Below are 13417 nucleotides of genomic sequence, written 5' to 3' on the forward strand. Positions count from 1 at the left end.
GCAATATTCTGTATCTACGCATCGTGCTTTCCGAAAATCGATTCCGATTTTCGGGCCGATGCGCTATCCGCTGGCGCGAGGTCGAAGACCCGCCCGGCATTGAGGATGTTGTTGGGGTCGAACGCAGCTTTCAAGCGCCGCATGGCGACGATCTCGGCATCGCTGCGCACCAGCTGCAACCATTCCTTCTTGTCGAGGCCGATGCCATGCTCGGCCGAGACGCCGCCGCCGGCCGCGGCCACGCTGCGATAGACGATGTCATAGGCTGCGGCTGGATGCACAGTGCCAACCTGATAGTGCAGATTGCCGTCGCCGAGATGGCCGAAGACATAGATGTTCGCGCCGGGGTCGACGGCCTTGATCGCGGCTTCCGCCTCCTGCAGGAAAGCTCCCATCTTCGCCAGCGGGATGCTAATATCGACGCCGATCAGGCCTTTCATCGAAAACAGGAAACGGTTGGCATCCTCCCGCACCGCCCAGAGCGCGCGGAATTCGCGCGGCGACTGCGAGACGACCACATCGTCGATCACGCCGTCCTCGACCGCCTGCATCAGCACTGCGGCAAAACGGTCGCCGTCGCGGTCGGGCTCGTTGCCCTGTATCTCGGCGAGCACATAGACGGGCGAGCCGGCGGGCAGCGGCGCCGGCGCGTCCATGCCGGCGATCATGGCGCCGTAGAGCGGCGCAAAATTCACCTCATAGGCCGAGAGCAGAGGCCCGAGCTTCTGTTTGAGTAGCCCGAGCAGCGCGATGGCCAGGTCGAGCGATGCAAGCGCACAGAAGGCATTGACCTCTGTGGCCGGCTTCGGGTGCAGCCGCAGGCAGGCGCGCGTGACGACGCCGAGTGTGCCTTCGCTGCCGATGAAAAGCTGGTTGAGGTCATAGCCGGAATTGTCCTTGGGCAAGCCCTTGAGCGACGTCAGGATGCTGCCGTCAGCAAGCACCGCTTCCAGGCCGAGCACCTGCGCGCGGTACATGCCGTAGCGCAGCACACGGATGCCGCCGGCATTGGTGGCGATATTGCCGCCGACGGTGGATGTGCCGCGCGCGCCGATGTCGACGCCGAACAGCAAGCCGGCAGCGTCCGCCGCGTCCTGCACCCTCTGCAAAGGCGCGCCGGCCTCGGCGATGATCGTCGCCGCCTCCCGATCGGGCTCCGCGACCGCCGTCATGCGTTCCAGCGACAGCACTGCCTCGCCGGGCTGGATGCGAGCCGCACCGGCAAGACCTGTCCGGCCGCCCTGAACGACAAGCCTCTGCCCAACCTCGTTGCACAGGCGCAATATGTCCGACACTTCGCCGGCCGCGCGCGGACGCAACACGAACTCCGGCGGCGCGCCGGCTTTGCCGTCGGGGTCTTCCCGATAGCGTGGTCCGGCCTCGTCGGCCGTAACGATCGCGGACCTGTCCAGCCGCTTTTCCAGCCGCGACATAAGCTCGGCAAATTTCTGGGACATGTGGCTCAAAGGCGTGAATGGGCCGGGCGCGTCGATGCGGCCGGAAGAACGCTCGGCGAAGGCTGCGGTCGGAGCCGATTTTCGCTGCCAAGCAAGCGTGCCGAAAACCCGCCAAAAATGCAGTCGGTTGTCTTCGCCATGTGCAGCTCCTGTAACAGGCCGACCATAGGCACGGGCTGTTATTTGTCAAACCTATATGGGAGTTGGCATTGAGTGACTCGGCGCCTCGGCGTCGGCGCGAATCAGCTTGACGTCGGCCCCCGCCGCCCAGGCGCCGATATCTTCCCGGCGCAGTGCCGCCGCCATCATGTCCGGAAACAGATCCGGCGTGCAGGCGAAGACCGGAATGCCAAGTGCTGCGACCGAACCTGCCATCGCTGGATCGTAGCCGGGCCGTCCCTGATCGGTTAGCGCCAGAAGCACCACGACATTGACGCCGGATCGAACCAGCGCTGCCAGCCGCCGCAGCAGTTCCTGGCCGTTGCCGCCCTCGTAGAGGTCGGTGATCAGCACCAGATGCGACTTGGTTGGCCGCTCGATACGCTCGGCGCAGTAGGCGACGGCCTGGTTGATGTCGGTGCCGCCGCCAAGCTGCACGCCGAACAACACTTCGACGGGATCGCTGAGTTCCTCGGTAAGGTCGACGATGGCGGTATCGAAACAGACGAGCTTGGTGCGCACAACCGGCAGCGAGGCCATGACCGCCGCGAAGATCGAGGCGTAGATCACCGAGCTCGCCATCGAGCCGGACTGGTCGACGCAGAGAACGACTTCATCAAGATCGACAAGCCGGCGCTGCTTGTGCATGAAACCAACCAGCTTCTCCGGCACGATCGCCTTGTGTTCGGGTTGGTAGTGGCGAAGATTCGCCGAGATGGTGCGTTGCCAGTCGATATCGCGCGAACGCGGGCGGTTGGTGCGCCTCGATCGGTCGAGCGCGCCGCGTATCGCCTCGGCGGTCTTCTGCTCCAGCCTCTGCATCAGCTTGGCGACGATATCGGCAATGATCGTGCGGGCGATGTCCTTGGTCTTGGCAGGCATCACCGAGCGCAGCGAAACCAGATCGGCGACCAGATTGACGTCCGCCTCGATCGCCTTCAGGAACTCCGGCTCCATCAGCATCTGCTTCAGGTCGAGCCGCTCGAAAGCGTCCTTCTGGACGATCTGGACGACTTGCGCGGGAAAGAAGGAGCGAATGTCGCCCATCCATTGTGCAACGCGCGGCGCCGATCGGCCGAGTCCGCCGCGCCGCTTGCGCGGATCGGCAGCGGCGTTGGCGCCGTCGCCGTAGAGTGCATCGAGAGCCGCCGAAAGCCGTTTGTCGTCGCTGGAAAGTGCGGCAGAGGTCTCGTCATCGGCGCCGATCGCCAGCCGCCAGCGGCGCTCGCTTCCGCCATCGGGCGATGGTGCGCCGGTTTCGGTCGCCTGTGCCTCGTCGTCCATCGTCATGTCTCGCTCTTGAGCAAGGGTCCAAGCCGCTCCAGGTGCCGGCGCCAGGCCTCGCCGCCATCGGGCGCCGGCATCAGGCCGGCCGGCAGCCGCGCGGCGCGGCCGAGGACCGCTTCGATCAGCCGGCGGCGCTCCATGCTGTCCAGATTGGAGAAGACGCGGCGCAGCAGCGGCAGATGCGCGATGAAGGCGTCCTCGTCGAGGGACTTCAGCCACGCATCAACCGCGCCGCGCAGACCTTCGTCATAGATGAGCCGCTGACCGGCGGTGCTGAAGAAGCCCTCGAAAAACCCTGCCGCTTCAGAGACAGGGGTCCCTGGTGACAGGCGTCGCTCGAGCAGTCCGGCAGCGTCCTCGGCCGAAAGCCGGCCGGCCTCGTAGAGCAGCTGTGCGGCGCATCCGGCCAGTAGTGCCGTCGACCGCGACCCCTCCAGCATGGCAGCCAGCCCATTGCGCCATCCGTCCAGCACGTCGTCCCCGGGCTCGACCAGCCTGATCGCCTCATCGGCCTTGCGCATCGCGCCAACCAGCGTCGCGGCGGCCTGCTCATCCAGATCGCGTGCAGCATAGGGGAGCGCGATCGCACCTTCGACGATAAGCCGCTCCATGAGACCGGACAGCCGGTTCGTCTCCGTTTTGCGGGCCTCGCCGTAGCGGATGATGTCGGCGAGCGGCGGCACCGACGCCAGAATCTCCAGGCATTCGCTGCTGCGCGCCGCTCGCGCCTCCAACGCCGCAAGGCCGGCAGTCGATGCTTCCGACAAGCTTGCCGTGATGGCGCTCTGGACCAATGCCGCAAGCGTGTCGAGGCCGCCCGCCGCTTCGATCATCTGAATCAGGCGGCCATTGGCTGCCTTTTCGATGGTCGGTCCGTAAATCAGGTTCTCGACCAGACGAACGGAATATTCCGGCTCCCAGGCCAGGGTCCACCGCTCGCGGAAGGTGCCACGGCTGCGACCGCTGTCCGTCAACTTGCCCCAATGCACGCCAAGCACGCTCAGCCGATGCAACAATGTCGAGCGAAACAGCCCGCTATCGCTTCGCAAATCGACGGACAGTTCCCGCTCCAGCGCCTCAGGCTTCAGCCGCGCCGTCTTCTGGTTGCGTTGCAGATCCTCGATCAATGGCGCCAACGGCGTGTCGGGGGGAATTTCGCCGACGTCCGCACCCAGAAGCAGCTCGGCCTCGACCAGAGCCCACAGCAACGCTTCGCCATTGAACAGGGCCGCAATCGCGGCGTCGCGCAATTCCTCGAACCCTGGTTTCGGCCGCTCGCGGATCGCGGCGAGCGTCCGGGCGAGCCGCTCCGCTTCGATCAGCGAAGCGGTCGAGATCAAGTGCCCCTTCTCCCGCAGCACCGCCGCGATCATGGCAAGCCACAAGGTTGCTGCGTCACGCCGGCCGCGGGTGCGCCAAAGATGCTTGCACCAGCCGGGCGCGACGACCCCCGCGCCATATCCGTAGCCCAACGCCAGACGCGGCCCCGTCCACGGCGCCCATGTCGTCGTGTTCTTGCGCCGGGCAATTCCCTTGATCAGGGTCTGATCGCTTTTCTGTGTGTGCGCCGCTTGCAACGCCGGCACATGCCATGCGCCGCAGACGACAGCGATCGGCCCGTCGAATTCCTTCCGCGCCGCGGCGATCTCGAGCCGCATATGTGCTTCGCGCTGCGCCTCGAACTGCGCGATCGAGACTTCACCATCCCTCAGCGTCGTCATCGCATCAGAGATGGCCGCGAATATCGGGCCTGGTTGCGGATTCTGCTCGATCATGTCCGACCACCAGCTTTCGCCATCCTCATAGCCGGCGGCGCGCGCCAGCGTGCCTATCGGATCACGCCGATGCGGTGCCTTCTCGTCATCCTCGCTGGTTTCGTCCTTGGGCTCGGTCATGTCGGCGCCGTCCGTCACCGGTGCGGCGAACCGCGCCGACGATGGCAGGTCGATGAAGCGCAACGCCGCCTTGTTGTCCACGGCCCAAAGGACTGCCTGGTATTCGGGCGAGAACTCGGCGAAGGGCCAGAAGCTCGTCGAAGCCGGATCCTCCTCCGGATAGCAAAGCAACGCCACCGGCGGCTGCATTTCCGGGCGTGCCAGCATCGGTAGCAGCGCGGAGGCATCGGTCGGCCCCTCGATCAGCACGGCGACCGGCTGCAAGTCTTGCAGCGCCTGCACGAGGCTGTCGGCGGAGCCCGGCCCGTGATGGCGGATGCCGAAATAGGCGACGTCGCCCATGGCCTCAGATCGCTGCGTTCAGCGCCGCATAATAGCCGGCATAGTCGGGCCGCTTTTTGAGCACCGTTTCCAGATACTCCTCCAGCACCACCTTATCCTGGACCGGATCTTTCACGATCGCGCCGACAAGGCTGGCGGCGAGACCTTCAGCGCCGAGCTTGCCGCTGTCGAACCATGTCGCCTGGCTGAGGCCGCCGACCATCGTCGCGATCGCCTCGGCGGTCGACAGCGAGCCCGAAGGCGTCTTCAACGTCACCTTGCCGTCGGCGGTGGCGCCGGAGCGCAGCTCGCGGAAGATGGTCAGCACGCGGGCGATCTCCTCTCCGACATTTTTCGGCACCGGCAAATCGAGCCCACCGGCCATCTCATCGACCCGTTTGGAGACGATCGCCACCTCTTCCGCCATGTCTTCCGGCAATGGCAGCACCACAACGTTGAAGCGACGCTTGAGCGCCGAGGAGAGCTCATTCACACCTTTGTCCCGGTTGTTAGCCGTGGCGATAATGTTGAAGCCGCGTTGGGCATAAATCGATGTGTTCAATTCCGGGATCGGCATCATCTTTTCGGAAAGCACGGTGATCAGCGTGTCCTGCACGTCCGAGCCCATGCGCGTCAGTTCCTCGAGCCGGCAGAGCTTGCCGGTCTGCATGGCGCGATACAGCGGTGTCGGCACCAATGCTTCCTGGCTCGGGCCCTTTGCCAGAAGTTGCGCATAGTTCCAGCCATAGCGGATCTGATTCTCGTCGGTGCCGGCCGTGCACTGCACGATCAGCGTCGAGTCACCCATGATGGCGGCGGCGAGATGTTCAGACACCCAGGACTTGGCCGTTCCGGGAACACCGAGCAGCAACAGCGCGCGGTCGGTGGCGAGCGTTGCCACCGCGGTCTCCATCAGTCGGCGGCGACCGACATATTTTGGCGTTATCGGCGTGCCGTCACCGGCCTTCCCGCCCAGAAGATAGGTCAGCACAGCCTGTGGTGAGAGGCTCCAGCCGGCAGGCTTTTGCCTGTCGTCACCGCGCGCCAGCGCCTGCAATTCAGAGGCATAGGCCCGCTCGACCGGGAGACGGATGGCAGCGTTCATATGAATTCTCCGGATTGATCATGTGTCGGTTCTTGACTGATGTTCGGCCAGCGCTGCGTTGAGACGCAGGACACTGAGTGATTGGGCCGCGGGCGGCATGCCGGCTGCGACGACCTCGTCGATCAATTTTGTTGCAGTGGTCGCTGTGGCAAGGAAGCCGATCGTTTCCAGTATATCGTCGGCGCCCCGGCGCATGGCGTCGTCGTTTCCTGCAACGGCGGAACGCAACGCCGGAAGAGCCGATCCACTCGAAAGGTCGTCCCACTCCACCCAGCCGGCATCGATGCCTTCCGCCAGATTGAGCGCGCCAAGGTAATTTGCCTGCTTGAGGATCAGCCGGACGAGAGCCCGTTTCCTGCGGCTGTCCAGGCGCGACATCAGATGCAGTACGAACAGTGCCGGTTTTCCACCAGCTGCGACCAGTGTGTCCGCCATATGCGTCACCGCAGCATCACTGCCTGAAGCAGCAACCATGCGGGCGACGAGGACATCGGCATTGTTGTCGGTCTCGAACAATTCGGCGCGACGGTTTTCCTGCGCCGGCGATTTCAATTTCGCCGGCGTGTAGACGCTGCGGCGGCGGATGAAGCCGGATTTACCTTCGCTGATGAAGGCGGCGAGTTCGGCCACGGGATCATCCGGTCCGCCATCGCTCGGGCGGCCGTGCTCCCCTAGCCTTGCCAGCAGCCGGCCTGCCAATTCGCGCACCTTGCCGGAGCGATCGGTGGAAAGGCTCTTCAGGAACGGCGCATCCTCAGAACTCAAGCCGAAGCGCATGAGTTCTATTAGCGCAAGCCGGACCTCTGCTGGTTCGCCCGGCGCCTTGGTCTCCATCAGCATTCGGGCTGCAGCCGGTTCGTGGCGGCGCATATCGGCCAGCGCGATGCGTCGCGCGGCGGGATAGAACTCATCCCAATTTTCAGCCGTCGGTCGGTCTTGCGGGGCATGTCGTTCCCCATCCACACTAGCTTGCCAATCAATCCAGGGAGCGTAGACGTCCGGGCTGTTCTGATCCGAGGGCATCCAGTCCATGGGGTGGAGCACGAAGCCGCGGCTGGCGACAAGTGTCACCACGCGCGTTTTGCGCCTTGCGTCGGCAGCTTGTTTTAGGGCGGCCCGCAAAAGCGGCCGCAACCGCTCCGGCAGCATTGGGAGCGCAAGCCTGGGCAGCGGCGGCCGACGCCTGAGTGTCTTCGGCGCCGCAGGCCGCAGAGCGACGTCGAGCGCCTGTGCTGCGATTGCCAGGAGCCGGCGCTCCTGCTCGTCGGGACTTGCACCGCTGGCCATTGCCTTCCAGGCGGACGGAGCCAGATCGAAAGTGGCTCCGCCGGTGATCCAGCAATCGCGTATTGTCGCCAGGCCTGTTTGCTCGCCCTCGTTCACGACAGGTCAAGCCTCCCGAACCCGCTTTGCGCCGCCAGAAGGTCAAGCCGGGCGCCATCCCAGAGCGCTGCCGTGGCCGCAAGGTCGAGGCCGAGCAATGTTTCATTGACAGCGCCGGCGATCGGCAAGGCGATCCCTTGCGGATCATCCGCGGCCTGCCACCAGGCCGTGTCCCGGTCGTCGACCAGGATCGCGCCAGGCGGCAGCATGAGAGGACAATCGGTAGTCCAGGGCGCGGCGTCCTGATAAGAAGCATGTGCGGCGAGTGGGTCCCTTGCAGCGCCAAAGGTGAAATCAGGCCACGCGCTGGACATCACTTCACCCATGCGTTCCGCCACCAGGGCGCGCAGCGGCTTGCGCGATGGATAGAAGACCAGCCGGGCACCGAAACGATCGCCCGGAGCAAAAGCGTTGGACCGGCGTCCAGCAGAAGCCGGAAAATAATCGAGCAGCACAGCAAATTGCGGGGTAGTGTTCTTCAGATCGAGCAGCCAGGTCGAATGACTGACGAGACCGTCGCGGCGGCTTTCGATCTTCTCGCCCAGGACTTCCCAGAGGCTTTCGACTTGTCTTGCATCGGGATTGGCCAAAACCTGTTCGCGGGTTTCAGACGTCGATATGAGGCGCTTCAACTCGGGGTCGTCTGGCGCTGACCGCCAGGCTTTGGCCAGCAGCACAAGCTTGCCGAGTTCCCGGATCGCCGCATCCGGTCTTTCTTCGCTGCGCAGCGCCATCAGCCGCGATGGGATCTCGTCGATGCGACCGGCAAGCGCGGTTGCCTTCATGTCGACCAGCCGCGCGGCAATCCGGCGGCAACGCTCGCTGCTGGCGTCGACAAATCCGGAAAGACCAAGCCGCAACTGATCGGCAATCCATTGGTCGAGTTCATCGAGCGCTGCCGACACCGCGGTGCGTGTGTCTTGCGCCCGTTTGCGCTGCGCCGCCTCGCGACGCTCCATCGCCGCAACGTCTTCAACGGCGGCGCTCTCGTCCGGTCGGGAGGCTTCGTCAATGCTCTTGGCTGCCGCACCGGGTGCCGGCGCCGCCGGCTGTGGCGTCGCCTTTCGCCGCCTGCCCAGCCAGTCATTCACCCAATCCGGAGTGGACTCGGCCGCGGCAAAACTGGCTGGCGCGGTGGCGGCAATCCACATCAGGGCCAGCGTGTGCTTGCACGGGAATTTTCGCGACGGGCAGGTGCATTTGTAGCCGTGATCGCCAGTGTCGACCACCACCCGATAGGGATTGGAGCCGGAGCCCTGGCATTCACCCCAGATGAGCGCCCGCTGCTCATTCTTTTCGAGCCGCGGCCAGTTCGATCGCTTGGTCAGTTTGGAGGCGGCGCTCAGCGACGCCTGATCGGGAGCAAGCGCCTCGATGGTTTTCAAATCGAATTCCAAGCCGCGCCTCTCGTGACTCGAACCATGCCTGTCGCCAGGATAGACAGCCGTTTGTGAAGAAATATTGTGGCTCTGGCAAAGTGAGATCGATACTTCTCGGCCCCTGTCTTTATGTGCGCGAATCCGCCTGATCCGCAAGCGATCTCACCATTAGGTAGCCACAGCACTCCAGCAAACGCGGCGTTTGGCGTCGGCAGCCCAGTTACGCGCTCAGTGGACGGGAGCAGGCTCTGATGGCCCATGCAGTTGGGTCGCCTGAAGCAAAAGGGGCTTCAGCCTTTGCCCTTCAGGAACTCGATCACCATTGCTGCGGTCCAGGTGAAACGGTCGCCGCCGAGCGGTTCGCCGTTGAGCGGGTCGTAATATTCGGCAAAACCGCTCTCGGCGATCAGGTCAAGGCTGGATTTCGTGATCCGTTGGGCAACTTTGCCATGGCCGGCGGCGGCAAGGCCGTCGGCGATCATGTAGTTGACCACAAGCCAGACCGGACCGCGCCAGTAGCGTTTGGCGTCGAAGCGGGAATCGTCGAGATCGTGCGAGGGGACGATGTAGCGTGCCTTGCCGGCGATGCCCTCGATGGTGGCGGCGATTGCCGCGGCACGGGGTTTCGGGATGGCCGAGAAAACGGGCAGGATGCCGCCCACCGAAGCGCTATCGACCAGCTTGCCGATGACGCGGTCGAGGCAGAGATATTGGCCGTGCGCATCGCTCCACAGCCGCTCCATTGCCGAAAGCCCCTTTTCGGCGCGGGCGCGATTGGCTTTTGCGATCCCTGTTTCGCCAAGCGTCTCGGCGAGATCGGCAAGGTCGGCCGCAGAGCGGATCAGGATGGCGTTGAAGCCGGGATCGACGATCTGGAAGGGTGAGGCATCGTGCAGCTTCGCATTGTTCCACCCCAGTGCGCGAAAATGCTGCACCAGCCAGAGGTAGCGGTCGTATTGCGCCTTGGTCGGCCGATGCGCCGGGTCGGCATGCAGGATGTCGCGGCGCATGTAGGGCTCGACGCCTTCGGTCGGCACGCGCTCGAAGGCCTCGTCCCAGTCGATCGAGTTGTCGCGGCCGGACTCCCACGGATGAATGACCGCGACCAATCCTTCGCCCCTTGGATCGCGGTTTTCGTAGAACCAGCGGTGCCAGGCGTCGATCTTCGGCAGCAGCGCGCGGGCGCGCTCGGCCGCCAGCGTCTTGTCCTTGGCCCGGTCGAACAGGCGGCGCACGGCAAAGCCTGCCACCGCCGGCTGGGTGATGCCAGAGGTGGCAGTCGGGCGGTTGGTTCGCCACACCTCCGGCCCGGGGAAGTAGCTGTCGTTCAGGACATGGAAGACGATATGCGGCACCATGCCGTCAGGCCACTGATGGGCGAACAGCGTATCGATCTCGGTCCAGGCGCGCGCCTCGTCGTAGTGGGCAAGACCGAGCGCGGTCAGGCAGGAGTCCCAATTCCACTGGAACGGATAGAGGCCCTTGGTTGGGATGGTGTAGTCGCCGTGGTCGTTTTCCCTGAGTACCTCGACGGCACGGGCGATGGTTTCGTCGACGGCAAGAGAGATCATTGAAGCGTTCGACCTTTCGGGATTGAAGGGCGTTGGCGGGATCGAAGGGCGGGATCAAAGGGCGTTGGTGGTTTCAGGATCGAACCAGCGGATGCGATCGGCTTTGGGTGCTAGTCGCAGGCGGTCGCCGACGGCGATCGTGGCGTTCGATTCGAGGATGGCGCGAAACAGCCCGCCCTCGACATCGCAGGTGACCAGCGTGTGCGGACCGAGCGGCTCGATGACGCGCACGGTGGCATGCAGCCCCTCGTTACCTGCGTCGACATCTTCGGGGCGAATGGCGAAGTCAATTTTGTGCTTGTCCGATTTTGGGCCGGGCAGCGTCAGGCCGGCGACGGTCCAGCTTCCGTTCGCAGTCTTCGTCGCGGGGATGAAATTCATCGGCGGATTGCCGATGAAGGAGCCGACGAAGCGTGCGGCCGGGTTGCGATAGACCTCGACAGGCGAGGCGGCCTGGACAATGTGGCCCTGATGCATGACGGCGATGCGGTCGGCGAGGCTCATCGCCTCGACCTGGTCGTGAGTGACGTAGATGGTAGTGGTCTTGGACGCGGCGAGCACGCCCTTGAGTTCGGCGCGCATTTCGAGCCTGAGCAGCGCGTCCAGGTTGGACAGCGGCTCGTCCATCAGGATGACGTCGGGCTCCATGGCAAGCGCGCGGGCCACCGCCACACGCTGGCGCTGGCCGCCGGAAAGCTGGCCCGAATAGCGTTTCAGCAACTGCTCGATATGCATGAGTTCTGCGGTGCGGTTGACGCGGCGTTCGACCTCTTGCTGCGGCAATTTCTTCATGCGCAGGCCGAAGGCGATGTTCTCGAACACGGTCAGATGCGGAAAGACGGCATAGTTCTGGAACACCATGGCGATGCCGCGGTCGCGCGGCGGCAGATGATCGACGCGACGGCCGCCGATCCAGACTTCGCCCTGGCTCGGCGTTTCCAATCCGGCGACGATCCTGAGCAATGTCGTCTTGCCGCAACCCGAGGCGCCGAGCAGCACCATGAATTCCTGGTCGGCGATTGTGAGGTCGATCGAATGCAACGCGGTGAAGCCGCCGAAGCGTTTGGCCACTTGTTTTATGGCGATCTCAGCCATGGGCTTTCTCCCTGTCGCGCGTCATCGGTTGGCGATCCCCCACATGGCGAACAGGTATTTGCGCACGGCGAAGATGAAGATCAGCGCCGGGATGACCAGTGCCGCCCCGCCGGCAAATTTGAGATAGAGCGGCGACTCGCCGAGGCTTTGCAGCAGGAAGGCGGTCAGCGTCCGGTTCTCGATGGTGAGCACGGCGGCGGCAAACACCTCGTTCCAGGAGATGGTGAAGGCAAAGATCGCGGAGGCCGCGATGCCGGGCAGTGCCAGCGGCAGGATGACCTTGCGAAAGGCCTGCAGGCGGGTGCAGCCGAGCGTCCACGCCGCCTCCTCGAGCTCCACCGGAATGCCTGAGAACAGCGAGAAGGTGATCAGCACCGCGAAGGGCAGCGCCAGCGTGGTGTGGACCAGCGCCAGGCCGATCGCGGTGTCGTCGAGGCCGGTGCGGATGAACATCACCGCTAGTGGCAGCGCCAGCAGCGGCAGCGGAAAGGCGCGCGTCATCAACACCAGGAAGCGGAACGTGCCCTTGCCCGGAAAATCGAAGCGCGACAGCGCGTAGCCGGCAGGCGCGCCGAACCCGATCGAGAGGATCATCGTCAGCGTGGCGACGAGAACCGAGTTCCACAGCGCCCTGCCGACGCCGGCGAAATTGATGAAGAAAGACAGGCTGCCGAAATCGAAGGAAGGGAAGAAGCGTTTGGGAAAGGCAGTGACCTCTTCCGGCGACGACAAGGCATTGACGATCAGGAGATAGATCGGCAGCAGCACCCACACCGAGAGCAGGATGACGGTGGCGACCAGCAGCCAGCTGCCGGCCTTGCGCGCATCGGCGGTTGCGACGACCGGTGCCTCGGCAACGGCGCTCATATGCGCGCCTCCTTGGGCACACGCAGCGCCCGCAGGAAGAACAGCGTGAGGCCGACTGAGATGGCGAGGATAAGCAGGGCGAAGGCGGCGGCAACGTTGCGGTCTTGCAACGAGAACTGCCAGTTGTAAGTCTCGCCCATCAGCACCGGCAAATTGGTGCCACCGAGCGCCGCCACCACGGCGAAAACCTCGAAGGCGAGAATGACGCGCAGGATGATCGCCGTCTGCAGGCTGGGGCGCAGCAAGGGCAGCGTGATCTTGACGAAGCGCTTCCATGGACTCGCACCAAAGACCTCGGCCGCCTCGTGATATTCCCGTGGGATGAGCCCCATGCCGGCGACCAGGATGACCATCATGATCGCGGTCGCGCGCCAGATCTCGGCCAGCACCACGGCGATGAAGATGGTCAGCTTGCTCTGGTAGCCGAGGAACATGACAGGCCTGTCGACGAGGCCGAGGTTGGACAGCAGCGTGTTGAGGAAGCCGGACTGGTCGAAAATGGCGAGCCAGATCAGTCCGGCGGCGAGATCGGAGATGCCGAGCGGAATGGCGAAGATGTAGAGCGCCGCACCTCGCCCGGTTTCGAGCCTGGACACCACCGTGGCCATCAACAGCGCCGTGACCAGTTGGATCGGCACCACGATGGCGGCGAGCAGGGTGGTGTTCCAGAAGGCGACCGGGAACTTCCAGTTGCCGGCCATGGTGCGAAAGTTATCCAGCGTGAAGCCGCCGTCGCGGGTGAAGGCCTCGAAGGCGACCAGTGCGAACGGATAGAGGAAGAAGACGCAGAGGAACAGCGTCGCCGGCATCAGCAGCAGATAGGGCAGGGCCTTGCCATGCATGGCATGTCCTTTGGCGTGGTGCAGCGGGCGCCCGGGGCGCAACAAACCCCGGACGC

General features: G+C 64.3%; 10 protein-coding genes. All 10 read right to left on the reverse strand.

Translation table 11 applies throughout. The annotated features are described in order from the left end of the window. Positions 1-14: 14 nt before the first annotated feature. Positions 15-1457 (reverse strand): FAD-binding oxidoreductase, encoded by a 1443-nt coding sequence (locus E5X88_RS11580; protein ID WP_292161377.1) that lies wholly within the window; start codon positions 1455-1457, stop codon positions 15-17. Positions 1458-1649: 192 nt separating this feature from the next. Then, positions 1650-2900 (reverse strand): VWA domain-containing protein, encoded by a 1251-nt coding sequence (locus tag E5X88_RS11585; protein WP_292161561.1) that lies wholly within the window; start codon positions 2898-2900, stop codon positions 1650-1652. Between the two features lie 2 nt (positions 2901-2902). Next, positions 2903-5140 carry a DUF5682 family protein gene (locus E5X88_RS11590; RefSeq protein ID WP_292161378.1) on the reverse strand — a complete coding sequence of 746 codons (2238 nt, stop codon included), beginning with the start codon at positions 5138-5140 and terminating at the stop codon, positions 2903-2905. A 4-nt stretch (positions 5141-5144) separates the two neighbouring features. Further along, the gene (locus tag E5X88_RS11595) at positions 5145-6224 is read right to left on the reverse strand and encodes an AAA family ATPase (protein ID WP_292161379.1); all 1080 of its coding nucleotides are present in this window, start codon (positions 6222-6224) and stop codon (positions 5145-5147) included. 18 nt (positions 6225-6242) lie between these two features. After that, positions 6243-7607, reverse strand: coding sequence for a DUF5691 domain-containing protein (locus E5X88_RS11600; protein WP_292161380.1), 1365 nt, complete (start codon positions 7605-7607; stop codon positions 6243-6245). After that, positions 7604-9004 (reverse strand): SWIM zinc finger family protein, encoded by a 1401-nt coding sequence (locus E5X88_RS11605; RefSeq protein WP_292161381.1) that lies wholly within the window; start codon positions 9002-9004, stop codon positions 7604-7606. Before E5X88_RS11605 ends, E5X88_RS11600 begins: the two co-directional genes overlap by 4 nt. 272 nt (positions 9005-9276) lie before the next feature. After that, positions 9277-10557: a trehalase family glycosidase gene (locus tag E5X88_RS11610; RefSeq protein WP_292161382.1), complete on the reverse strand. Its 1281-nt coding sequence runs from the start codon at positions 10555-10557 to the stop codon at positions 9277-9279. Positions 10558-10611: 54 nt separating this feature from the next. Continuing rightward, on the reverse strand, positions 10612-11652 hold the full coding sequence (locus E5X88_RS11615) for an ABC transporter ATP-binding protein (RefSeq protein WP_292161383.1): 1041 nt from the start codon (positions 11650-11652) through the stop codon (positions 10612-10614). 21 nt (positions 11653-11673) lie between these two features. Continuing rightward, on the reverse strand, positions 11674-12519 hold the full coding sequence (locus E5X88_RS11620; protein ID WP_292161384.1) for a carbohydrate ABC transporter permease: 846 nt from the start codon (positions 12517-12519) through the stop codon (positions 11674-11676). Beyond that, positions 12516-13361 (reverse strand): carbohydrate ABC transporter permease, encoded by an 846-nt coding sequence (locus E5X88_RS11625; protein ID WP_292161385.1) that lies wholly within the window; start codon positions 13359-13361, stop codon positions 12516-12518. Before E5X88_RS11625 ends, E5X88_RS11620 begins: the two co-directional genes overlap by 4 nt. Between the last annotated feature and the right edge of the window lie 56 nt (positions 13362-13417).

This window comes from Mesorhizobium sp., from assembly GCF_004962245.1.
GTDB lineage: Bacteria > Pseudomonadota > Alphaproteobacteria > Rhizobiales > Rhizobiaceae > Mesorhizobium.